This window comes from Paraburkholderia sp. 2C, assembly GCF_054589215.1.
This window is the reverse complement of the sequence record NZ_BAAILL010000029.1, coordinates 73,094-94,838: the sequence shown is the minus strand read 5'-3', so window position 1 is coordinate 94,838 and position 21,745 is coordinate 73,094. Positions and strand designations below refer to the sequence as shown.

21 protein-coding genes, 1 pseudogene and 1 riboswitch are annotated in these 21,745 nt (G+C 60.9%); of the genes and pseudogenes, 10 read left to right on the top strand and 12 right to left on the bottom strand.

Annotation, left to right across the window (positions count from 1 at the left end):
* Nucleotides 1–12 precede the first annotated feature (12 nt).
* The 3 genes from ACYPXD_RS06900 to tehA form a co-directional block, all read right to left on the bottom strand.
* On the bottom strand, nt 13–966 hold the full coding sequence (locus ACYPXD_RS06900) for a GntR family transcriptional regulator (RefSeq protein WP_459708944.1): 954 nt from the start codon (nt 964–966) through the stop codon (nt 13–15).
* Nucleotides 967–1,110: 144 nt separating this feature from the next.
* Nucleotides 1,111–1,365: a hypothetical protein gene (locus ACYPXD_RS06895; RefSeq protein ID WP_459708942.1), complete on the bottom strand. Its 255-nt coding sequence runs from the start codon at nt 1,363–1,365 to the stop codon at nt 1,111–1,113.
* Nucleotides 1,366–1,511: 146 nt separating this feature from the next.
* A complete protein-coding gene (gene tehA / locus ACYPXD_RS06890; protein WP_459708940.1) occupies nt 1,512–2,471 on the bottom strand; it encodes a dicarboxylate transporter/tellurite-resistance protein TehA in 960 nt (319 codons plus the stop codon).
* 190 nt (nt 2,472–2,661) lie between these two features.
* Here tehA and ACYPXD_RS06885 point away from each other — a divergent pair, with 190 nt between their 5' ends.
* Nucleotides 2,662–3,420, top strand: a complete 759-nt coding sequence (locus ACYPXD_RS06885) for a LysR substrate-binding domain-containing protein (protein ID WP_459708938.1) — start codon at nt 2,662–2,664, stop codon at nt 3,418–3,420.
* Here ACYPXD_RS06885 and ACYPXD_RS06880 read toward each other — a convergent pair.
* Nucleotides 3,417–4,238 (bottom strand): phthiocerol/phthiodiolone dimycocerosyl transferase family protein, encoded by an 822-nt coding sequence (locus ACYPXD_RS06880; RefSeq protein WP_459708936.1) that lies wholly within the window; start codon nt 4,236–4,238, stop codon nt 3,417–3,419. The genes ACYPXD_RS06885 and ACYPXD_RS06880 overlap by 4 nt on opposite strands.
* Nucleotides 4,239–4,561: 323 nt before the next feature.
* Here ACYPXD_RS06880 and ACYPXD_RS06875 point away from each other — a divergent pair, with 323 nt between their 5' ends.
* Nucleotides 4,562–4,897 carry a hypothetical protein gene (locus tag ACYPXD_RS06875; protein WP_459708934.1) on the top strand — a complete coding sequence of 112 codons (336 nt, stop codon included), beginning with the start codon at nt 4,562–4,564 and terminating at the stop codon, nt 4,895–4,897.
* A 55-nt stretch (nt 4,898–4,952) separates the two neighbouring features.
* Here ACYPXD_RS06875 and mntP read toward each other — a convergent pair whose 3' ends face one another.
* From mntP to ACYPXD_RS06840, 7 genes and pseudogenes are all read right to left on the bottom strand, one after another.
* The gene (gene mntP / locus ACYPXD_RS06870; protein WP_459708932.1) at nt 4,953–5,519 is read right to left on the bottom strand and encodes a manganese efflux pump MntP; all 567 of its coding nucleotides are present in this window, start codon (nt 5,517–5,519) and stop codon (nt 4,953–4,955) included.
* Between the two features lie 10 nt (nt 5,520–5,529).
* Nucleotides 5,530–5,697: riboswitch (yybP-ykoY riboswitch) on the bottom strand.
* Nucleotides 5,698–6,026: 329 nt separating this feature from the next.
* Nucleotides 6,027–7,184, bottom strand: a complete 1,158-nt coding sequence (locus ACYPXD_RS06865) for a methionine aminotransferase (protein WP_459708928.1) — start codon at nt 7,182–7,184, stop codon at nt 6,027–6,029.
* A gap of 83 nt (nt 7,185–7,267) precedes the next feature.
* Entirely contained in the window at nt 7,268–7,483 is a 216-nt protein-coding gene (locus ACYPXD_RS06860) for a DUF2934 domain-containing protein (protein WP_459708926.1), read from the bottom strand.
* 128 nt (nt 7,484–7,611) lie between these two features.
* Complete coding sequence (locus tag ACYPXD_RS06855; RefSeq protein WP_459708924.1) at nt 7,612–9,693, bottom strand: NAD(P)/FAD-dependent oxidoreductase; 2,082 nt, start codon at nt 9,691–9,693, stop codon at nt 7,612–7,614.
* A gap of 798 nt (nt 9,694–10,491) precedes the next feature.
* A pseudogene (locus ACYPXD_RS06850) lies at nt 10,492–11,092 on the bottom strand (NADPH-dependent F420 reductase).
* Between the two features lie 52 nt (nt 11,093–11,144).
* A complete protein-coding gene (locus ACYPXD_RS06845) occupies nt 11,145–11,750 on the bottom strand; it encodes an RNA polymerase sigma factor (RefSeq protein ID WP_459708922.1) in 606 nt (201 codons plus the stop codon).
* Nucleotides 11,751–11,826: 76 nt separating this feature from the next.
* Entirely contained in the window at nt 11,827–12,681 is an 855-nt protein-coding gene (locus tag ACYPXD_RS06840) for a GNAT family N-acetyltransferase (protein WP_459708920.1), read from the bottom strand.
* Nucleotides 12,682–12,753: 72 nt separating this feature from the next.
* Between ACYPXD_RS06840 and ACYPXD_RS06835 the strand changes: the two genes are divergently transcribed.
* The 7 genes from ACYPXD_RS06835 to ACYPXD_RS06805 all read left to right on the top strand — a co-directional run bounded on the left by ACYPXD_RS06835 (nt 12,754) and on the right by ACYPXD_RS06805 (nt 19,567).
* A complete protein-coding gene (locus ACYPXD_RS06835; RefSeq protein WP_459708918.1) occupies nt 12,754–13,509 on the top strand; it encodes a TetR/AcrR family transcriptional regulator in 756 nt (251 codons plus the stop codon).
* Nucleotides 13,510–13,941: 432 nt separating this feature from the next.
* The gene (locus tag ACYPXD_RS06830) at nt 13,942–15,264 is read left to right on the top strand and encodes an FAD-binding protein (RefSeq protein ID WP_459708916.1); all 1,323 of its coding nucleotides are present in this window, start codon (nt 13,942–13,944) and stop codon (nt 15,262–15,264) included.
* Nucleotides 15,261–16,001 (top strand): SDR family oxidoreductase, encoded by a 741-nt coding sequence (locus tag ACYPXD_RS06825; RefSeq protein ID WP_459708913.1) that lies wholly within the window; start codon nt 15,261–15,263, stop codon nt 15,999–16,001. Before ACYPXD_RS06830 ends, ACYPXD_RS06825 begins: the two co-directional genes overlap by 4 nt.
* A complete protein-coding gene (locus tag ACYPXD_RS06820; RefSeq protein WP_459708911.1) occupies nt 15,998–16,411 on the top strand; it encodes a GtrA family protein in 414 nt (137 codons plus the stop codon). Before ACYPXD_RS06825 ends, ACYPXD_RS06820 begins: the two co-directional genes overlap by 4 nt.
* A 146-nt stretch (nt 16,412–16,557) precedes the next feature.
* Nucleotides 16,558–17,979 carry a UbiA family prenyltransferase gene (locus ACYPXD_RS06815; RefSeq protein WP_459708909.1) on the top strand — a complete coding sequence of 474 codons (1,422 nt, stop codon included), beginning with the start codon at nt 16,558–16,560 and terminating at the stop codon, nt 17,977–17,979.
* Nucleotides 17,980–18,087: 108 nt separating this feature from the next.
* Complete coding sequence (locus ACYPXD_RS06810; protein WP_459708907.1) at nt 18,088–19,134, top strand: hypothetical protein; 1,047 nt, start codon at nt 18,088–18,090, stop codon at nt 19,132–19,134.
* Nucleotides 19,135–19,279: 145 nt separating this feature from the next.
* Nucleotides 19,280–19,567: a DUF1330 domain-containing protein gene (locus tag ACYPXD_RS06805; protein WP_459708905.1), complete on the top strand. Its 288-nt coding sequence runs from the start codon at nt 19,280–19,282 to the stop codon at nt 19,565–19,567.
* Between the two features lie 110 nt (nt 19,568–19,677).
* Here the strand turns inward: ACYPXD_RS06805 and ACYPXD_RS06800 are convergent, their stop codons facing one another.
* Nucleotides 19,678–20,658, bottom strand: a complete 981-nt coding sequence (locus tag ACYPXD_RS06800; RefSeq protein ID WP_459708903.1) for an AraC family transcriptional regulator — start codon at nt 20,656–20,658, stop codon at nt 19,678–19,680.
* 80 nt (nt 20,659–20,738) lie between these two features.
* On the opposite strand from ACYPXD_RS06800, the gene ACYPXD_RS06795 reads away from it, so the two are divergent.
* Nucleotides 20,739–21,713 (top strand): oxidoreductase, encoded by a 975-nt coding sequence (locus ACYPXD_RS06795; protein WP_459708901.1) that lies wholly within the window; start codon nt 20,739–20,741, stop codon nt 21,711–21,713.
* Nucleotides 21,714–21,745: the final 32 nt, after the last annotated feature.

The window sequence follows — 21,745 nt, the reverse complement described above, 5'->3', positions numbered from 1 at the left end:
CCTGGGGCGGGCTCAACTCACCCGACCGCGCGCCGGGCCGGCGCGCGGCGGCGACCGCGTTGCGCCGCCGCTGAATGCCTGCGCGCCGGGGCTTTTGAGCCGGCGCGCGCCATCGAGGTGACTGCGCATCAGCGCCGCGGCGCCGAACAGATCGGCGCGCGCGATCGCATCGAGCATGGCCAGATGCTCTTCGGCCTGGCCCTTGCGCGGCTTACGATCACTGGTCTGGCTGTATTCGACGAGCCGCCGCAGCTGGTTGATCCGGCGCACGGAATCGTAAATAAAGCGGTTGCCCGACCATTTCGCCACCGCCTCATGAAAATGACTGTTGGCGTCGAACAGTTCCGCGGCCGTCATCGTGGACCAGCCGCCGTCGACAATGCGCTGCTGCTCCGCGCGGATTTCCTCGAGATGCTTTGGTTCGTAGCGGAACGACGGGCTCAGCAGCCCGGTCACCTCGATCGATTGACGGAATACGAAGCTTTCGTCGTAAGCCTCGGGCGAATCGATCATGCCGAGAAAGCGCCAGCCATGACCGACGCCTTGCTCGATCCAGCCTTCGCGCGCGATGCGCGACAGCACTTTGCGCAGGGTCGTGCGGGCGACGTCATAACGGCGCATCAGGTCGGCTTCGCCGACTTCGTCGGGCAGCCTGCCGGCGAGGCGGTCGCTTGCAATGCCGAGATAAAGCGGCTCGTCGGGCGATGACGCGAACTGCTCGGCGACGTCCGTCAGCGACGACGAATCGCACGCCAGGAAAAAGCCGCGATTTGCGTCATGCGTGACGACGCCGAGCTCCGCGAGATACTCGAGCGCGGCCTTCACCGGCGAACGCGACGTGCCGATCTCGCGCGCGAGCTGGGTCTCCGCGAGGTGATAGCCGATCGGCCGGACGTCGCGACGCACCAGCGCGACGATGTCGCGTGCGATGCGTACTTGCAGGGAGGTGAGGGAAGCGGTGTTCATTCCGGCCGGGTTTGGCGCACGCAGGCGATCCGCGCCAAGGTTCGGGCACGGATAGAGAAGTGATTTTTGTGATCATAAAATACTATCTTCGCTTGAGCAAGCGAAGTGCGGCGGGGGCGTGCGGCGGTGGCGCGTCATGGCGCGTCATGGCGATTCGCACGCGAGCATGCAGTCGATAAACGCTTGTGCGCGCTTCTCGCCGTAAAGGAATGCGCCGTCGTGGGAAATAAAGTCGACGTGCTCCGGAAAACTTGCGACCGGCGCGATGCCATCGTCTGTCGAATAGATCGACCACGATACGTCGTAGCGACGCTGCATGCCGCTAAACGCGATGACGTGGCTTGGGGTGACGCGCACTTCAACCGCGTATCCGCGGTACGGCTTGCACGACTGATGCATGGCCCCCTCCGTCGAAATGCATCTGGCGACGGATTGCCCTGTGCATGCGGCATGCCTGCCATGCTCGATGCATGGCGACGGGCGCTCGCCAGCGTGCGGCTAGCGCATTGACCCCGCGCAAATTGCCGTGGCGACGCCGCTGCGGTTCATCGAGATTGCGCTGGGCCGGCGACTGGCGGCACGAGCTTGCGCCGCAGCAGCAGCGCTACCGTGCCGACGATGATGGCGCCAAGCGCGAGGTTGGTGAAGGCAAAGAGTACCGGCGTCAGTTCGGCGATCGCGCCGGTTACGCCGCGCAGCGACAGCTGGATACCGCCGCCGGAAAGCGCGGTCAGACCGAAGGTGAATGCCCAGTATGACGGCGCGAACGGCTGCTTGAAGATCCATGGCAGCAAGCGGATCAGCAACAGCAACTGAAATATTCCGTAGCCCCAGGTGGCCTGCAGGAGCAGCTCCGGGGCGCCTTGCGTGTTGGCCAGCCAGGCTGTCACGGCGACCACGGGAGGCGCAAGCTGAATACCGAGGGTCGGGCGCAGCGGCGGCTGCAGCGGTGCCCCGTGCAGCAAGCGGTTCACGATGATCGACTCCATCGCCAGCCACATGAAGAGGCCCGCGCCGAAGAACAGAAGTCCCCATGACGCGTAACCGAGTGTGCCGGCGGTAATCGCCACGATAAAGTTGCCGGCGACCGAAGGCAGATAAACGACGGGCGTGATGGTTGCGAGTTCGCGGTCGCCTTGCAACATTGCGCCGACGCGCCACACGCTAAACAGAATGTGTCCGGCGCCGCCGAGCCATAAGGCCAGATCGGCAAGCGCGCGGTTGTAGGGCGCCAGCACCACGCCCATGAGCGCCGTGGTCGCGGGAATGAGGCCAATGAAGCAGCACTGCACCGGATGTTGCGATTCCGCGAGCGCGGCTTGCCGCTGGCCGACCCACTTGAATAGGTAGCACACCACCAGCAGTGTCCAGATTGCGAATGCGGCGGCCATGATGAGCTCGCCGATGACAGGCGGCATGCCCCATAAACGGACCGCACCTCGCCAGTTACTGCCGAGGCCAACGAGGCCCAGCACGATGCCGAAAAAAGAAGCGGGAATGGACATACGGACTTCGAAAGAATGGTGTGAAGGCGAGTATCCGGGCGATGCGTGAATGCCTTATGAAACGGCAATACCCGGCACACGCTCTGTTCGGCTAAGCACATTCTTGCCGGGAAGGCGATGGTTGGCTAACTGGCTGCGTTAGGCAAGGCCGTTTTTCAGGACGCTGCGTGCAGGAATCTGGATCAACGCCATGTTGCACAGGCGCGGTGTATTACCCGACACGAGGCGCACGACGGCCCCCACTATCCCGTCGTCACCATGCGCGGAACTTGCCGCGACGGACTTCACTGCGTTCGCCGCGTTGCCTCAGCTCATTCCTGCGTTGCAACGCGAGGCCCCACACGTTCGTGTGCGTGTCATCTACTCGACCCATAGTGAATCGCTGGACGATCTCGCTTCGGGGCGGGTTCACTTTGCTTTGGGTTTTTTAGGCGAAGAGCAAACGCAGCGGACCCGTGTCGAGTCGCTCGATTGCTGTGCGGACGATTACGTGGTCGTCGTTCGGAAGGGACATCAACGGATCAGAAGGAAGCTGTCGCTGGCGCAGTATCTCGCGGAGCGGCACGTCGTCGTGACGCCCTGGAACACCGAACAAAGCGTTGTCGATGCGGCTCTGCTGAGTTCCGGGCTCACCCGCGACGTGGCGGTCAAGCTGCCGAGCGTGATGGCGGCTCCGTTCATCGTCGCGAACTCCGAGCTTCTGCTTACGCTGCCTCGCCGGGCCGCGCTGCAACTGGCGAACACGATACCGCTTGAGATTCACCCCACGCCATTCCACATTTCTCGCTACGTGCTCAAGGTTTTCTTCCATAGGCGACACTCCGATTCGCCGGCGCATCGTTGGATGCGCGAGAAGATGATGGATGTGTTGGGTGCGAATGCGCGTACGGCGAAGGAAAATTCACACGGGCGGGGAGTGCGGCGTCGCGGCTCGTCAGACCGCGGTTAGTGTAGGGAAGTGCCGCAGACGCTAGCCAGTATGTGCGACACGCTGCCGAGCAATCCGGGAATCGGCTGACATGTGGCGATGCACAGGCCAATCCGCCCGCGTAGCGAGATCATGGAGACCTTCTGCGTTTTGCCCATCGCTGCGAGGCTGGCGGAAGAGAGGCTCCTGACCCGGAACGCGTCATAGTCGTCCTGAACGGCAAGCCGTCCGTAGTTGTTGATCATGATATCGGCGCCGGGCGATGTGTGTTGCCATGCCTCGGCAAATGCCAGCGGTGGACGTTCGTCCTCGGTGATCTGGCGAAATTTCAACACCGTCGCCCGTTGTGCCTCCAGGTTCGTCGCGTGCTGGAGTGCTTGTCCGATGCTCTCGGCAGTTTGCCAAAGCGTGTCGCGGCTCGTTGCAACAGGGACCGCTGTGAAGGCGACCCCGACCAGAAGTCCAGGTATCTCTTCCTGATTCCGCATATAGCGAAGATCGATCGGTGAGGCGACCGTCACCGGGCGTGACTGCCATTCAGCACAGCCCTCTCTTCCGGCGGCTGCGATAACCGCCGCCATCAACGCACGAACGTTCACGGCGCGCGCTTTACACTGCGCCAGGACGGCGGCGGTCAACGTCTCCGATAACGAAATACGCTCCACACGAACATGCTTGGCATCGGGAGCGCTGAAGCGGGCGGTCTCATCAAGCGAAGTGCGATAGCGGCAGTTTGCGGGTAACGAGAGGAAATCGGATGGACTGGCCGCCTCCTTGAAAGGGGCGCGCAAGGGTTTTCCGGATAAGGCGCGAAGCAAGTCCTCGAGAATCATCATCATCGTGCGGCCGTCGAAGGCCGCGTGATGTGCCGCGAGCAGCAGTATTGCCCGATCGGGCGCGTGCAGAAGCGAGACTCGCGCGAGCGCATCGCCTCCCTGAAAATATCGAAGACGGCCAATTACCGATAGGTATCCGCCAAAGCGCTCGAATCCACGAAGGGATTTTACGTAGCCTGGCCGGAACCGGCGTTGCCGATATGGCTTGAATTGCAGTGCGCCGGCGCTTCGCGAAATACGCCTGGGCTTCCGGAGTTCGCGGGTAGGCGCGACGTGGATGCGGAGAATCGTGAGACCGACCGCTTGCGAAATTTCAAGGAGAAACCATGGCCGACGTGGGTACGGAGAAAGTATTTGAAAACGATAAGGTCATTGTTTGGGACCTTATTCTCGATCCAGGTGAAGAAACACCCGTACACACCCATACGCATTCATACATGTGGTATGCGATTGAAGGCGCGCCGCTGCCCGTCTTCGATGAACACGGTGGCGACCTCGGCATCTTCGAGGTGTCGACAGGCTCGGTCTATTCGTTACTGTGCGAAAACGGCTATCTGGAAATATTGTCGAGTGCCGGCCAGGGGACGCGCGTTCCCGCGACGCATAAAGCTCGAAACGAGGGGGATAAGCCCTATCGCGAGATATTGGTGGAGTACAAGTAATCCTGCCGCGCACGCTCCCGGCGAAGAGGCTCACACACCACCTGGACCAGGGGCATCACGCAACGAGCTTCAGGTGATCGGCAAGAATCGTACTGCCGACGCCGATCAGCACGATGCCGCCCGCGATCTCCGCGCGCTTGCCCGCGACGCGGCCGATGACACGGCCGAGCATGACGCCGATCGTCACCATCAGCATGGTCGCGAGTCCGATCGCGGTTGCGGTGGAATAGATGTCGACTTCGACGAAGGCGAGGCCCGCACCGACTGCCATGGCGTCGATGCTGGTGGCAAAGCCCGTGAGCGCGAGCAGCCAGAATGAGTGCGATGCCGGTCTGGACGTTTCCATTTTGTTCGCCAGGCCATTGAAAACCATGCGAGCGCCGAGCACGGCGAGCAACGCGAATGCAATCCAGTGATCCCAGGCGGTAACGTAATCAGCGGCGGCTCTGCCTAGAAACCATCCCGCCAGCGGAGTGAGCGCCTCGATGACGCCGAATATGACGCCGGTTTTCAGCGCTTCCCGCAGGTTCGGACGATGCAGCGTTGCGCCTTTACCGATTGCCGCAGCGAAGGCGTCGGTAGACATGGCAAATGCCAGGAACAGGGTTGCGACTGGATTCATGAGAGTAGGGGTTCGAGGTCGGGCGGATAACCGCGACACACCTTTACGCCCGACCGGTCGCCAAGGTGTGTCGATGGTCTTGCCAACCGGTGGGCTGCCTGCACCACGGTCTGGCCGACCGAGTATGTTGATGCAGGCGCTTCTGAGCAGAAGCAGGCTACTCCCCAAAGACGGAGGAGATCATATCATGCTGACGGCCGGGTCCAAATGTGCGGTTTGCCCGGATCGTTGGAGCGCAAACCTTGTAGCCGCGCCGCCGGATATTGCTTCGGCGAACGATCATCGGCCGATGCAATGCGAACAGGTGATCTAACGAACTGGTTCTACAACGTTCCGTCCTGCAGCTTTCCTGATGTGAGCCACGGTCCCCGTACGGATGCGCTGACATGGCGAGCGCATCGCGATCGGGGGCTCAAGCTCGGCTACTCCGTCAGCGCATTCGCGGCGACGTGCGAACGCATCGAGTCAACGCATGGGCGAAGCTTGAAGCAGGGAGGGCGGCGACGGTTATAAATCGCGCTCCGATAAGCGGCGCCCACCTTCACGCAACACGTCGTCATGCTGGCAGAAGCTAAGACGTATCATGCCCGTGTCGGCGCCGTCGCTATAGAAATGCGACAACGGAATCGTGCCTACGTGTTTTCGCCGCAGCAGATCAAGCACGAAGTCGCGATCGCTTTTATCCGAAACCGCGCGAAAATCGGCGAGCAGGAAAAATCCGCTGGCACAGGGCTGAACCTTTAGCGCCGAACCGCTCAGCGAATCGACAAGAAGGTCGCGCTTCTTCTGGTAGAACCCGGCCAGATGCAGATAGTTGCTCTCGTCCTCAACCGAGGCAGCCAGCGCCATCTGGAAGGGCGCAGGGGCCGCGTAGACGAGATACTGGTGAACCATCCTGATCTCTTTCATGATTTCAGCCGGCGCCACGCAGTATCCGACTCGCCAGCCGGTCACATGAAAGGTCTTGCCCAGTGAAAAAACGATTACGCTGCGCTCGGCGAGTTCAGGATAGCGCGCCATGCTCAGATGCGTTTTCCCGTCGTACACCATGTGCTCGTACACCTCATCGGACAGAATGACGATGTCGGTGCCTCGCGTGATTGCGATCAGACGGTCGATGTCGTTCTGGTCGAGCACGCCACCAAGCGGGTTATGAGGCGTGTTGACGATGATCATCCGCGTGCGCGGCGTGATGGCCGCCTGTACCCGATCCCAGTCTATTTTCATCGCGCCGAGCGGGATCCTGATGGGAACCGGCGTGGCGCCTTGCAACTGGATCGTGGGTTCATAGCACTCGAATGCGGGATCGAAATAGATCACTTCATCGCCGGCATGGACGAGCGCCGTAATCGCGGCATAGATGGCCTCGAGGCCGCCCGCGGTGACGGTGACTTCAGTGTTCGGGTCGTATTGCGCGCCGTAAAGCTTTGCTGTTTTCCTCGCCAACGCCTCGCGTAGCGGCAGCACGCCGGGCATCGGACCGTACTGGTTAAAGCCTTCTCGTACCGCCTGAAACGCAGCGTCGACCAGGTGCGAATCGGGAGTGAAGCTGGGGGCGCCTTGCCAGAGGTTGATCGCCTTGTATTCAGCGGCGAGTTGGCCGATCACGGAGAAAATGGAAATGCCGCTTTTGAGCTTGGATTTCAATACGAGTGAGCTTTGCATCGTTGAGACCGGATAAATGTTCCAGAAAAAATTGCCTCATTAAGAGGCTGAGCGGCGACCGGAAGCTTTTGCAGCAGCTTTCGTTACTTGCCGTCGGATCTGTTCGTGAGGGGGCGGGTCAGTAACCCGCGAGCTGCCGTCGCTTCGTCGATGGGTGCGGCAATCGCTGCCTCTTCGTCGAGCATCGCTTGTGCTCGGGGGAAGTACTCCACCAGCCGGCCTTCCTGCCGGCCGTCCTGTTCCCACAGGTAAACAGCACGTATGCGAAGCGCTGCTTCGCTGGATTTCTCATCGATCATCGTGGCATTCCTCGTACAAGTGTGCGAAAGGCGACGCTTGGGTCATTCGAAAGGCGAAAGCGGGAGCGCTTTTTCTTTAACACTTGAGGAACGGCACTATTTCATTTGCGCCAGAGAAAAGGGCGCGACTATCCGTTGGAGTGACCCGTCTCGGTGATGAGCCGGGTGGTGCGCCGGTAAGTGAGGTAGGCCCACAACCAGTCGACGGCAACCGCCGTCCGGTTTCGCCCGCCCGCGAGGAACATGATGTGCGCGGCACCCCACAGCCACCATGCGAGGCCGCCCGAAAGCCGCAGGCGCCCGATTTCCACCACCGCCGATTGCCTGCCTATCGTCGCGAGGCTGCCGAAGTGACGGTACTGAAATGCAGGCGGCGGGGGAAGTCCCGCGAGGTGAGCATCGATCACACGCGCCACGTATTTGCCCTGCTGCTTGGCTGCGGGCGCGAGCCCGGGGACAGGTGCCCCTCGCCATCCTGTGCTCGATGCCGTGTCGCCGATTGCATAGACCCTTTCGTGCGACGGCACGGAAAGGTCATCGCCGACCTTGACCCTGCCGGACCCGTCTTCCACCTGGCCGAGCCACTTCGCCGCGGGAGAAGCCGCGACACCGGCGGCCCACAGCACGGTACGCGATGCGATCCGATGTTGCCCCACGTCGACGCCTGCTTCGTCTACCCCGAGCACCCTTGTTTCGAGGCGCACATCGACACCCAGATTGCGCAGCGAACGCTCGGCCACCGCCGACAGCGATTCGTGAAACGTCGGCAGCACGCGCGGCCCGGCATGCAACAGAATTACGCGCGAGGTGGCGGGATCGATCGAGTGATATTCCTGGTCCATGCCATGCCGCGCGAGTTCGGCGATTGCGCCGGCCAGTTCGATTCCCGTCGGTCCGCCCCCGACAATCACGAAAGTCAGCCATGCGGCACGCGCGGTCTCGTCCGTTGTGCTCTCGGCGGCTTCGAACGCTTTCAGAAGGCGGCTTCTGATCGAAGTGGCGTCTTCCACCGTCTTGAGTCCGGGCGCGTAGGGCGCCCAGGCGTCTTTGCCGAAATAGCTATGACGTGCACCGGTGGCCAGAACCAGGTAGTCGTATTTTTCCCTGTTTTCTCCGACCAGGACTTCTCGCGCAGCCGTATCGACACCGCTCACTTTGCCCAGCAAAATCCGTACGTTGCGTTGTCCCCTGAAGAGGCTGCGGATCGGTGTTGCGATTTCCGTTGCCGAAAGCGCGGCGGTCGCGGTCTGATAGAGCAGCGGCTGGAACAGGTGGTAGTTTCGCTGGTCGATCAGCGTGATATCGCAACGCGAATTTCGTAGGCCATAAACGGTCGATACCCCCGCGAAGCCGCCGCCCACGACCAGCACGCGCGGCCGATGGCCACCTTTCGGATCCGGCGCATCGGCGTCGCGGAACAGCCATTTCGCCAGCAGTCCGTCGATCGACAGCATGCCGGCGCCACCCGACACGAGGCCGAGCAGCAGAAGCAGAACGGCGAGCCGTTCGTCGAGGGCCATCTCGATGCCCGCAAGCGGGATCAGTGCCGCGCAGATTGCCGCGGCAACGCGCGTCGCGCAACCGAGCGCCAGCGCGCACGCGAGCACGATCGCCGCCCACGCGGGAACGTCGAACGGCATCGTGAAGGACGCCGGCGCCGGCATGTTGGCTGCAGACAGCGCATGGCTGAAGGGAAGGACGAGGGCGACCGCAAGGCCGATTCGTGCAGCGAACAGCAGTACCGGCGTCAGATAGAGGCTCAACGCCCGATAGCCTGCTTTGAGCATGCGCAGCGGCGCGAGCGGACCGAGTGGCGCGAATGGAGCGCCACGGCCCAGCAGCGCATCGAGCGAAAACGTACCCGGACCCGCGACGACGAGCCAGATCAGCAAGGGCGACACGATGCTTTGCGCGGTCCCCATCACCGCCGTCAATGCGCCCGCCAGCAGTGCAATCGCGAGCGGACGCGTCAGAAGCCCGACGGAAAGCAACAAGGGCACGGCGCCGCGGATGGCCAGATCGACGCTCGAAGGGACGGGGAGCACGCCGTGCAACAGTCCGTGCGATTCGCGTTCAACCATGCCCATGATCTGATGCACGAATACAACCTGACCGATCCAGATGCGGGTCGCGAGCAGAAACCACGGTGTGCCGAGACGCTGGATGGTCGCGCCTGCTCGAAGCAGACGGGTACGAAGCTTTCGAAGCATACGATCCCTCCGGAAATGGACGAGCAGATGCGTCGGCGACACGAGATCGGCCACCGCAGGTCGATGCCTCGTGTGAGGACGACGAGCGTGCCGTTGGCCGCGGCTATACCGCAACGGGTACGGCCGCCGATAGTAACCAGAAGTCGCCGAGCGTGCAGTGATGCATCATCGAGGACTGTCGTATCGGCACCGCAGACGTTGCCGCCAGCGAGTTTCCAGCGAAATTTCTCGCGGGTCGGGAAGCGTGATGGGTGGCGTTACCGATGCGTATCATGCACTCAACGAAAGCCAAACATCGCGATGTTTGACATAGCTGAGAATTTTTGGAAAACAGGAATTGAGCGTTTTTCAACGCGTTTACCGAGAATCAGCCGTATCGCGTTGAGCGGACCGCCGCTGAGGTCGTTGTTTCAACTGCGCTTGACGAGCTCGTCAAAAATACCGGCAAAGGAGGGCAGCCAGCAGCGCAAAACGGAGTTCCTCATACCGTCAGACGTGCGTTTGCATCGTGGACGAAACACGGCAACACGTACCTGTTCGTCCGCGCACAGTTCGACATCCTACAAAACCGTGCGAAATCGTAATATGGCCGACATCCGTTACGAGATTTTTTGCGAATGGCCTCCGGCAGGGCGGAGGCGATAGGCACCTGTCTCTGCGCGCGATCCTCCGGATCGTCAGGTCGCAGGTGAATCTCGTAGCGCGCGGAAATAGAAGCGAGGAGAAACGCGGCGAAACGCGGAGAAACGCGCCGACGCATTGGCCATTCGGCTCAGCGAAATGTCCGGAAACGGGTGTTCATCGGTCGAACGCGATCAGGTCCTTGAAGATCAGGTGACCCCAGCTTTTCCCGCGCGCATGCACAAGCAGTCCGCCTTCAGTAAGCGCGCCGAGTTGGATGGGCGCGAAACCGAGCGCTTTCGCAAGCGCACCGATCTCCGCTGCAGCGCTGTCATCGTCGCTTGCAAGGAACACGACCCTTCTGCCGCCGTGGACGGCCGGGTCCTGGTCAAGGACGGCAGCGACCAGATGGTTGAAGCCTTTCACCACCCGGGCTCCGGTGAACGCCCTCGCGACGAAAGCAGAGGATGGGAGACCACCCAGTTCCTCAAGCGGAGCCTGCGTGTTCATCGCGTCGATGATGGTCTTCCCCTTCCAGTCGGGCAGTGCATGGGCGACTTCCGGGTGCGACTCAAATCGGACTGCCAAAAAGATGACGTCTGCCTTGACGGCTTCCGCCAGGGTTTTGGGCATGACCGCCGGGTCCGATCGTGGCCGCATCGGCTGCAACGCTTTCGGGGTCGCGCGTGGTTGCAACGGCCACTTCGATGCCGTGGCGGGCGAACGCCCTGGCAAGGGCGCGGCCGATCTTGCCGAAGCCAATGATTGCGTAACTCATATGTTTCTCCTTCGTTTGCCGGCGTGGGCGGAGCTTGTAAGCGCCGCTCGCTTCAATCGTTTAGCCGGTCACCCAACCTGACGCCTGTGGTAACAAGTTCGCTCACTCGCCTGTGACCGCGACGTAAATATCGCTGCGCTTGCGAGGGCTGAATGCCGACAACCGCAGCCGCGCAAGCAAGACACAGTTGCTCAACTTCAACCATCAGCAGAACGGATCGTTGCAGATCCGCTAACTGGTCAACCGCGACCCGGATGCGCTTCGCTTCGTCGGAGCTCTTCTCCGACGTCGTGTGATGAAAGGCAGTCGTCAAGTCGACCGGTTCCATGTGTCGGCGAGAGGACATCCCTTGAACCCACTCCGCGTGAAGAATCGTTAGCAACTGCACAAATGGAAGCTGATCGCCGGTTCGCATGGCGCCGTCACGGAACGCAAGCGAGTATGTCCGGGCTACCAGCGTCTCGGCTAGCTGCGTGGAGCCCGTCAACCGTAACGCGAACCGCCACACCCGCGGGAGCAGCATCTGGAGCGACTGCCCCTTGTCGGCCAGACCGCATGGCGCGTCGGCGCCCGGTTCGAATGCCTCCTCGGCGGGCTGGCTGGCGCAGCAGGCACCGGATCGGTGTTGCTGCGGCTGCTGGCGAAGAACATTGACCATGAGGCTTCTTCTTGGCGGGTATGCGACGGATGCGGTGGCGTAGCCTTACGAGCCGGGCACATGCGTCCTGGCGCGGTTAGCGAGAGGCGGACTCTTCACTTGGGAAACGACCCGCGAGATTTGATCGGGATACCACTTTGACGAAGCCGCACCGCTCCATGTTGTTGAAAGACGGGTTCGGCTCTTCGCCGACTGGCTCGCCGGTCTCCGTGAAGATATGGCACGCCGACCGCGCGATCGCATCTTCGATACGGCGAGCCATTAAGGCACCCTGGCCGCCGCGCCGGCGGTACGGTGCCGCGACTGCGCCCATGCCGAGCCAGGCCAGCTCGCCGGCGAGAAAGAGCGATGCGCCGCCAACAATCGTGTCGCCATCCATCACAGCGTAAAGGGTCCAGTTGGGGCGACCTTGCAGTTGCACAATCCAGTCGGCGACATAAGATGGCAGCGAAAAAGCGTCCGTTATGACGCGCGCCACCTGGCTAGCGTTTTTTCGCGAGGCCGGGGCGACAGTCAATGCGCTCGCGATGGGCGGCGGCGAGTCGGTGCCCCTGTACATCTTTGCCCAATGGCTGACCGCGCGAAATTCAAGGCCGCGTTCGTCCAGCCTTGCAAGGAGATCTTGCGGGCGCGCGAGCGGACTCCATAACAGACGCCAATCGGCAACGCCTGCCTCGCGGAATCGCGCGACGATCTCTTCGACATCTTCGAGACCCGCGTCATTGCACAGTCCAAGTCCGATCGCGCGATTGAAGAGCGCGACCGGCAAACCAGGAGCGAGCAGCAGGGTGGCGTCGGCGACTCGCTGGACGCTCAGAGCGAGCCGCTGTCGGAGTTCCGACGGTGCGGCCGCGAAGAAATCGGCGTAGGCGAGGGCCTCGGCCTTGTCCGCCAGCACAGCCAATTGGTGAGGGTTGGGGGTTATCGTCATCGCAATGGTTTTTTACACTGTAAAAATTATGCGAAAGAATACCTCTTCGACTTTACGGTGTATAGTGCCTCGATGATTAAATCTGATCATCGCCCGCAACGGTCACGCCGCAAGCCGCCTGAGAACGCGTCGACAACGTCATCGGACAAGAAATCAAAACCACCGCCCCGAAAGTCGCCGGCTGCTAGCGCGTCCACGCATGACACCTCACGTCAACCCCTCACGCGGGAGCGCATCACCAAAGCGGCCCTGGCGTTAATTGATGAAGAGGGGCTCGATCACTGTTCCATGAGACGTCTTGGCGCGCGGCTCGGCGTCGAGGCGATGGCCCTTTACTACTATTTCGGGAACAAGGGACAACTGCTGGACGCGGTCCTCGAAGCACTGCTGGAAGGGCAGCTCCCTCCTGCGGCGCTTCCGCCGCTCGAGCGATTGCGCGGGTTCATCCGGAACTACCGTGCGATCGCGATCCACCACCCGCGGGCGTTTGTTTTGCTGGCTACGCGGCGCTTTAACACGGACCGGACGTTTGCTTTGTACGAGGAAATTCTCAAGACATTTGCGGCGCTCGGTCTTGACGCGGCGCGAACGGCATTCTGGTTCCGGTTGATCGGCGGATACGTTAATGGCGCGGGGATGGCAGAAGTTGCAAGCCGTGAACTCGAGGACGAACCGACTGCCTTGTTGCTCGAGCACGCGCCGCAGCAGATCCCTTATCCGCATGTTCGCGCAATCGCCCCACACCTGAGCGTGAACAATCTCGAGTCAGTCTTTGAGCAGAGTCTTGACCTGCTTTTCGATGCACTCGTTGCGGACATTGCCAGGTAGGCCGTGGACATCGGCCGTCCGGCGGGGCCGACACCGAACGATGTGTCGGCTCACATGACCCGGGTGACAAGCTCCCGACGCCATGCCGGAATGTCCCGCACCACCTCCGTCAACTCCGAGTTGATCTCGTAGAAGAAGCCGTAAAGCTTGACGTGCTGTGGCACGGCCGGGCTGGCACGAAGCAATTCGACGTCATGTCTGATCGCGATTCTTCGACATGCGAAATGGCGAGGCTATCGTGATCGAACATCGTTCGATCCATGCAACTGCTTCAATCCGGGAATCGGACAGACGCCGAAGTTCGCGAAGGACCGGGCAGGCGCGAGCGAGTGGATGTCGGTGGCCTGCAGGTCGCCTGGACTGTGGTCTGGCCCACGGTCGGGAGCCCCGTGCTCTGGCAAAGTGCCAGACATTCGACGAGTCTCGCCTTCAATGAACGCCTCAAAGCTGCAATCGTGGGGACGCTACCCCTATGGTCACCAGTCGGGCGAACCGCTTGCCTGGCGTGATGCCATCCAGACGCGCCTCGCCGACGCCCACGCGCGTCTTGGCACGACGCTCGCATTCGGCAATGGCCGCAGCTATGGCGACAGTTGCCTCGCGGACACCGGTCAGGTGCTGCCGATGAACTGCCTCGCACGCTTCATCAGCGCGGACTGGACCAACGGCGTCGTGCGCGCCGAAGCGGGCATGACGCTCGGTGAACTGCTCAGGGTCTCCTTGCCGCGGGGCTGGATGCTGCCGGTCACGCCAGGCACGCAGTTCGCCACGCTGGGAGGCGCAGTGGCTAACGACGTGCACGGCAAGAACCATCATGTGCGCGGGACGTTCGGACGCCACGTGCGCCGCATTTCGCTGCTGCGCTCGGATCGCCCGGCAGTCGAATGTTCACTCGATGAGGAAGCTGCGCTCTTTCGTGCGACGATCGGCGGCCTCGGCCTTACCGGCGTGATCGAATGGGTGGAGATCCAGCTTATGCCGGTGCGCTCTAGCCATATCGCTGTCTCACGCACACGCTATGCCGATCTCGACGAGTTCCTCGCCCTTGCGCGAGACCGCGAGGCCATCCATGAGTACGGCGTAGCGTGGGTAGACTGCCTTGCGCGCGGCGGGGCGCTCGGGCGAGGCATCTACACGAGCGGTGATCATGCAGACGACGGTGACTTCTCTCTTCCGGCGAAACACGCATGCAATGTGCCGTTCGTCCTGCCGTTTTCACCCATTAGCCGCACAACGGTGCGCGCATTCAACGCACTCTATTATCGGCGCCAGAAGCCCGGTGTCGAACTGGCGCGCATGGCCGCGACCCGTTTCTTCTATCCACTCGACAACATCCACAACTGGAATCGCATCTACGGGCGGCACGGTTTCCAGCAACATCAATGCGTCGTGCCGACGGCGAACGCGCGCGACGCGCTGCACGCGATCCTGCACACGATCGCCACGAACGGTATCGGCTCATTTCTCGCGGTGCTCAAGCGTTGCGGCCCGCTCCCTTCACCTGGCCTGCTCTCGTTTCCGATGGAAGGGGTCTCGCTTGCCCTCGACTTCCCGCAAAACGAACAGCGCAACACGGACCTCTTCGCGCGGCTCGACTCGATCGTGGCCGAAGCCGGCGGTCGTCAATATCCCGCGAAAGATGCACACATGAGCGGGGCGCATTTCCGCGCGGCTTACCCCGCGTGGCAGGAACTCGAGCGGCACCGCGATCCCGCGCTAATGTCGCGTTTCTGGAAACGGACGACTCAATCGTGAAGAACATCCTTATCATTGGCGGCTCTTCTGCCATCGCCACCGCGTGCGCGCGGCACTGGGCGGCAGCCGGCGCGCGCCTGTTCCTCGTCGGCCGCCATGCCGCGCGACTGGACACCATCGCACAGGACTTGCGCGTGCGCGGTGTACAGGACGTGTGTACGTACGTGCTCGACCTGAACGACCACACGCAGCATGCCGCCATGCTTGATGCATGCCGGACCGCCCTCGGTTCGATCGACATCGCACTCATCGCACACGGCACTCTGGCTGATCAGGCGCTGTGCGAGCGCGACGTGGATGCAGCGCTGCACGAATTCTCGACCAACGCGCTTTCCACTATCGCGCTCCTCACACGGCTCGCCAGCCTGTTTGAGGCGCAGCGCAGCGGCACCATCGCGGTGATCTCATCAGTGGCAGGCGATCGCGGGCGTGCCTCGAACTACGTCTACGGCGCCGCAAAGGCGGCCGTCACCACCTTCTGCGAAGGATTGCGCGCGCGACTTTTCAAATCCGGCGTACAGGTGCTCACGATCAAGCCCGGCTTTGTCGATACGCCCATGACGGCAGGGCTTGCTCTACCAAGGCCTCTCGTCGCTACGCCCGAGAAAGTAGGTGCGGATATCGTACGCGCCGTCGCCCAGGGCAAAGACCTGCTGTACACCCCGTGGTTCTGGAGCGCGATCATGCTGGTTGTCCGCGCTCTGCCGCGCTTCGTGTTCAAGCGGGTTTCGCTGTGAACACTGCCGCCGCGAGCCGCACGGCTCTCGTGACGTGGTACGCGCTATTCGCGCTGGTCTCGATGGCGGCGAATCTCGCTAGCCAGAAGATCACGTGGCGCCTCTACGACGGTCCATTTTCAATCCCTCTCGCGGTGTGTATCGGCACCGGCGTCGGACTCGTCGTCAAGTACGCGCTCGACAAGGGGTGGATCTTCCGCTACGAACACCGCAGCGTGGCCCACGGTATCCAGACCTTCGCGCGCTATGTCGTAATGGGACTTGCCACCACCGCGATCTTCTGGGCCACGGAATTTGCCGCGCAAGTGCTCTTCCATTCGGAAACAGCACGCCTCGCCGGCGGGGCGTTCGGCCTCACGCTCGGCTACATCGCAAAGTACCAGCTCGACAAGCGCTTCGTATTTGCCTGATTGGCGGGTTCCGCTTGATCTGCTTCAACGTCGGTCACGTACGGTGGCGTACAGACCCATGCACAACCATGCCCTACGGTTATCGAGTGAGTGCGGCATAGCGCGTGCGCTGCCATGCCCCCAAAGAAGCACAGGAGGGTATCGATATGTCAGATCCCGCAATTCCACTGTGTGTAGACCTGGACGGCACGCTCACGCGAGCTGATTTTCTGTTTGAAAGCTTTTTCGTGCTGCTTAAACGGCAGCCGCTCGCGATATTTCTCTGCGTGTTCTGGCTGCTGCGGGGCAGGGCCTATCTAAAGGAACAAATCGCACAGCGTGTGACTCTCGATGTGGGTGTGTTGCCCTATAACGGTCCACTAGTCGACTATTTGCGCGAAGCGCGCTCGGCCGGCCGGCCGCTTTATCTATGCACGGCGTCCAACCAGCGATTCGCCAACCAGGTAGCGGCTCACTTCGACCTGTTCAGCGGCGTACTCGCAAGCGATGCGAGCATGAATCTGCATGGGAAGCATAAGGCTGCAGCCCTCGTCGGGCAGTTCGGCGAACACGGCTTCGACTACTGTGGTGATGCGCGCGCAGACGTACCCGTGTGGCGGCGCGCGCGCCGCGCAATCGTTGTCGGCAACCGGCAGATCGCTAAAATCGCGCGCAAGGCAAATGCGGAAATCGTCTTCTTCGAAGAGAAGCGTCGTCTGATTCCGCTCATGCTCAAAGAAATGCGCGTGCATCAGTGGGTCAAAAATTCGCTGATCTTCGTGCCGCTACTCGTGGGGCACCGCTTCAACGACCTGCAGGCGGTGCTCGCGGCCTGTCTCGCGTTTGCGTCGTTCAGCCTGACCGCGTCATCGGTCTATTTGCTCAACGACATGCTCGACCTCGATGCCGACCGCCGCCACCCTCGCAAGCACAGCCGCCCATTCGCATCGGGCAAGCTGCCGCTCTCGCTCGGTATCGTGCTGACGATTGCGCTGCTCGGTGGCGGGCTCGGGCTCGCGGCACTGCTGCCCTGGGGATTCGGCGCGGTGCTTATCGGATACATGATCGCCACGGTGGCCTATTCGTTTGTACTCAAGCGGATCGCGCTAATCGATGTTTTCACCCTGGCCAGCCTCTATACGGTACGCGTGATCGCCGGCGGCGAATGCAGCAACATTTCACTGTCTTACTGGCTGATTCTTTTTAGCGTGCCGATTTTCCTGAGTCTCGCCATGCTCAAACGCTATGTCGAACTCGAGGCAATGCTTCAGCAGGGCAAAACGGAGGCGGCAGGGCGCGGATACATGACGCTGGACATGTCGATCCTGCGCTCCTACGGCACGGCAGCCGGCTATCTCGCCGTACTCGTGCTCGCGCTTTATCTGAATTCGCCCGAGTTCAAGCTGCTCTACCAGCATCCCAAGATGCTGTGGCCAGTGTTCGCGCTCACGCTGTATTGGGTAAGCCGCATCTGGATGCTGGCATTTCGCGGACAGATGCACGATGACCCGATCGTCTTCACGTTCAAGGACCGCGTGAGTTGCGCGGTAATCGGATTGTGCGGCGTGTTCATGGTACTGGCGATCTGATGAATCGACCACTGGCAGACTGCGTGCGGCATTGACAGCCTCTCCTGGCATCGTGCGGAATTCTGCTTGCCAATCGGCTTTGATTAAATTCCCCTAAGGCACGGAAAAATGAATTCGACGGCTCGAACAAGAAACGCAATGCTTCCGCTTGGTGTCGCGATACTGCTTTTGTGCGTCGTGGGTTGCACGTGGATCGAGTACGTGTTCTGGGCGAGAAAGCATGTTTCCAATATGGATATGTTGCTCTCAGCCTCGGATGGCGTATTGAGCGGGATGCCTCACTGGCGAGCCTTTCAGAACCGTCTTCTCGGCCCTTATCTATTGGACCTGTTCAGGAATGTCTCGCAGAATCCGTACAACGATTTCGTGAAAGTATTCCTCCTTCTGGAAAATTTCGTTTTATGCGGTTGCGCCTATCTGCTGACCCGGCGAGTCAGCCTCTCCGTGATAGCGCTTGTCGCATCGTCGGTGCTTTGGATACGCTGCATCCACTATTTCAGCTATCCCTGGGACTTCACCGAAACGCTGATGCTCACTTTGCTTTTTCTGTTTGCGATGAGAAGCGAGGGTGTGCTTGCATTCGTAAGCCTGTTTGTCTTTTTTGTGCTCAGCCGGGAATCCTGTATTTTCATTGGGCTGTTCCTGATCTTGAGGGGTGTCGCGCCGGTCGTATTCGGTCAGCGGATAGCGGTTCGCCCATTGACGTGGGGCGCAGGTCTGGTTGTGATGAGCGTTGCCATCACCGAGGTGCTAAGAAAAGTACTTTTCAAGGCTTCGATACTGCCAGGCGTAGGCGCGGATGCGTTACACGAGAAATTTGAAAATCATTTCCATTACCTGCATAACGGGAGCCTGTTCTTGTCGGGCACGAAGGTTTCCATCATGTACGCAATGATCATGATGGTTTTTCTTGCATGCGCATACGTGGGATATCGTGAAAAAGAAAAGAATCTGCTTGCTATCGGCATCACGATGACGCTCTATACGCTGAGTATTTCCATCTTCGGAATTCTCGAGGAGGTGCGGCTATACCAACCCCTTACGGGCATCCTATCGCTAACCGCTATTTATCTGCTCTTCGAAACCGAGTCTGGCCGGAAATGGCGCTCCGGGAACATGTCGTTCCTGATGCGACGCGGTTGGTTCCGAACGTGACAGATCCGGTCGAGTTCGTACGCCCGGGTCTCAAGCTCTCACATACTTGACCCGCGAGTTTGCGAGAACGTCGCTGCCCATCGAGGCCCGGTGCAGTTTCGTGGCATCATCGTTCATCTTCACACCACCTCGGGAGCCGACGCCCATGACGACTTACATTGTTTTCACGAAGGAAAGCACGCAGGATCAGGGTGAACTCGACATCTACCAAAGCAAGGTGGGCGAGACATTCAAGGGTCATCCTGTCAAGATCCTCGCCGCGTACGGCCCTCAGCAGGTTCTGGAGGGCGAAGCGCCCGAGGGTGTCGTGATCGTGGAGTTTCCGTCCACAGAAGCCGCGCGCGCCTGGTACGACAGCCCGGCGTATCAGGAAGCCGCGCAGCACCGGTTCAAGGGTGCGCGGTATCGCGCCGTTCTTGTCGAAGGTGTGTGACGAAAGGCTGCGACGCTTGATCGCTTTGTGGCAGAAGAAAGGTTCCCTGTTGGTCGTTCAGGTCTTTCGCATTAGACCTGGTTCATCCAATGGCGGACGATCGCGCTCTGTTAGAAATCGAGTGCGTCTGCTTTACGAGCGGTTCGCCGCGTTTCGTTTTCCCCTTGCGCCGTTCTCCTGTACTGGCCAGGTGCAACGGCCAGCATGCGCTTGAATGCGCTGCTGAAGGCGCTCTCGGATGAGTACCCGACCGAGGCCGCGGCTTCGGAGATGGAGGCGCCCGCCCGAAGCTCGCGCCTCGCCAGATACATTCGCCATTGGGTCAAATAGGTGAGCGGGGGAACGCCCATCATCTCGCGGAATCGAACCGCGAGTGATGTTCTCGACATCCCCGCTTCCTTTGCAAGCTCGTCAAGGCCCCAGTTCCGCGAAGGTTCGCTGTGGATGCTACTAAGCACAATCGCTAACCGTGGGTCACCGAAGCCCTTCAGCCAGCCTTTGTCGCCATCCGATGCGTGTGCCAGATAGGCACGCAGTGTCTGGATAAACAACAGTTGAGCTAGTCCCGATATGACGGCGCCCCGGCCCGGCCGACCGCCTCTCATTTCCGCCACCAGTTGTTCAAGCAACCAGGCAAGCGGCCTGGCTTCGTCTGTGGTTCCCCGTACATGAATGAGCGGTGGCAGACCATTCAGAAGTAACGCCTGCCGATCTGCGTCAATTTGCACAGTACCGCCCAGCATGGTGAAGTCGCAGCCTTCGCCAAGCTGATATTGATCGTTACCGTCCCGAACGACTGGCGTGGTCGTCGCATCAGGGACCCGCGACGCGGCGCTGGCGAGAGTCAGGGTACGGGCGCCGTTGGTAATCAATACGTCGCCAGGGTTCGCCTGTGCCGGTTCAGACATGCCGTCAATCGAATACCAGCAGCGTCCCTCTGTGACCGCACAAAACTTGATCGCATCCAGATTGCTGAAGCGACGTGCCCAGGTGCCGCCCGCCACCACCCGTCCCGACAGATCACACCGTGGCTGGAGGAAGTCCAGTAGATCTGAAAGGGGATCAGCCTGCAAATTTGAACGCTCGCGCATAAAAATTGAACTGTTACGTCTGTTGGGTACAGGACTATCAACCTACCATGCGTTGAGCTAACTCGTCCTGGAGATCTTGCATGTTCACCCCGCAATCCCCCGTAGGTTCAGGCTTCGGTGCGGCTTCCACCGCAGGGGAGGTGATTCGCGGCATCGACCTGAGCGGCAAATGCGCCGTCGTGACCGGCGGCTATTCCGGCATCGGCATCGAAACAGTCAAGGCGTTCCGCCTGGCCGGCGCCAGGGTTTTCGTGCCGGTGCGCGATCTCGCGAAGGCGCGCGCCGCGTTTGGCGAGATGCCCGATGTCGTTCTGCAACCGATGGATCTGCTCGATCCCGAGTCGATCGATCGATTTGCCGAGCACGTGCAGAAAGAGACGGGCGCCGTCGATATTCTCGTGAACAACGCCGGCATCATGGCACCGCCGCTCGTGCGCGATGGACGCGGATACGAATCGCAGTTTTCCGCCAACCATCTCGGCCATTTTCAACTGACCTGCCGCTTGTGGCCGGCGCTCGTGCGATCCGGTCAAGCCCGCGTGATCGCGCTCAGTTCTTTCGGTCATCGCCGGGCCGGCATCGACTTTCACGATCCGAACTTCGAGCGACGCGAATACGAGCCTTGGGTCGCTTACGGTCAGTCGAAGACCGCTAACGCATTATTTGCGGTGGCGCTGGATTCGATCGGCCAACGCGCTGGCGTACGCGCGTTTTCTGTCCATCCCGGCGGCGTCGTGACGGATCTCGTCCGGCATATGTCGAGCGAGCAACTGACAGCCAGCAATGTCATCGACAAGGACGGCAAGCCGATCATCGATCCCGGGAACAACAAGAAGACGCCCCAGCAGGGAGCCGCAACGAGTGTCTGGTGCGCGACCAGCCCACAGCTCGACGGTAGAGGAGGTGTCTACTGCGCGGACTGCGAAATTGCCCGCGCCTTGCCGAACGATGAATCAGCGGAATTGCACGGCGTGCGTCCGCGCGCCACCGATCCGGTCGCGGCCGGTCGCCTGTGGCAGTTGAGCGAACGGCTCACGGGCGCGCGTATCGACTGAATGTTCCAGACTGAACGGAGGAAACCACGCCG

Bases quoted from the DNA above. Each gene is read 5' to 3' on its own strand.
- ACYPXD_RS06840 (WP_459708920.1), bottom strand. From the start codon at position 12,681: ATGACGATAACCCCCAACCCTCACCAATTGGCTGTGCTGGCGGACAAG.
- ACYPXD_RS06900 (WP_459708944.1), bottom strand. From the start codon at position 966: ATGAACACCGCTTCCCTCACCTCCCTGCAAGTACGCATCGCACGCGAC.
- ACYPXD_RS06800 (WP_459708903.1), bottom strand. From the start codon at position 20,658: ATGCGCGAGCGTTCAAATTTGCAGGCTGATCCCCTTTCAGATCTACTG.
- ACYPXD_RS06875 (WP_459708934.1), top strand. From the start codon at position 4,562: ATGGCCGACGTGGGTACGGAGAAAGTATTTGAAAACGATAAGGTCATT.
- ACYPXD_RS06810 (WP_459708907.1), top strand. From the start codon at position 18,088: ATGAATTCGACGGCTCGAACAAGAAACGCAATGCTTCCGCTTGGTGTC.
- ACYPXD_RS06860 (WP_459708926.1), bottom strand. From the start codon at position 7,483: ATGATCGATGAGAAATCCAGCGAAGCAGCGCTTCGCATACGTGCTGTT.
- ACYPXD_RS06880 (WP_459708936.1), bottom strand. From the start codon at position 4,238: ATGATGATGATTCTCGAGGACTTGCTTCGCGCCTTATCCGGAAAACCC.
- ACYPXD_RS06865 (WP_459708928.1), bottom strand. From the start codon at position 7,184: ATGCAAAGCTCACTCGTATTGAAATCCAAGCTCAAAAGCGGCATTTCC.
- tehA (WP_459708940.1), bottom strand. From the start codon at position 2,471: ATGTCCATTCCCGCTTCTTTTTTCGGCATCGTGCTGGGCCTCGTTGGC.
- ACYPXD_RS06795 (WP_459708901.1), top strand. From the start codon at position 20,739: ATGTTCACCCCGCAATCCCCCGTAGGTTCAGGCTTCGGTGCGGCTTCC.
- ACYPXD_RS06855 (WP_459708924.1), bottom strand. From the start codon at position 9,693: ATGCTTCGAAAGCTTCGTACCCGTCTGCTTCGAGCAGGCGCGACCATC.
- ACYPXD_RS06845 (WP_459708922.1), bottom strand. From the start codon at position 11,750: ATGGTCAATGTTCTTCGCCAGCAGCCGCAGCAACACCGATCCGGTGCC.
- ACYPXD_RS06885 (WP_459708938.1), top strand. From the start codon at position 2,662: ATGTTGCACAGGCGCGGTGTATTACCCGACACGAGGCGCACGACGGCC.
- ACYPXD_RS06805 (WP_459708905.1), top strand. From the start codon at position 19,280: ATGACGACTTACATTGTTTTCACGAAGGAAAGCACGCAGGATCAGGGT.
- ACYPXD_RS06830 (WP_459708916.1), top strand. From the start codon at position 13,942: ATGAACGCCTCAAAGCTGCAATCGTGGGGACGCTACCCCTATGGTCAC.
- ACYPXD_RS06835 (WP_459708918.1), top strand. From the start codon at position 12,754: ATGATTAAATCTGATCATCGCCCGCAACGGTCACGCCGCAAGCCGCCT.
- ACYPXD_RS06815 (WP_459708909.1), top strand. From the start codon at position 16,558: ATGTCAGATCCCGCAATTCCACTGTGTGTAGACCTGGACGGCACGCTC.
- ACYPXD_RS06895 (WP_459708942.1), bottom strand. From the start codon at position 1,365: ATGCATCAGTCGTGCAAGCCGTACCGCGGATACGCGGTTGAAGTGCGC.
- mntP (WP_459708932.1), bottom strand. From the start codon at position 5,519: ATGAATCCAGTCGCAACCCTGTTCCTGGCATTTGCCATGTCTACCGAC.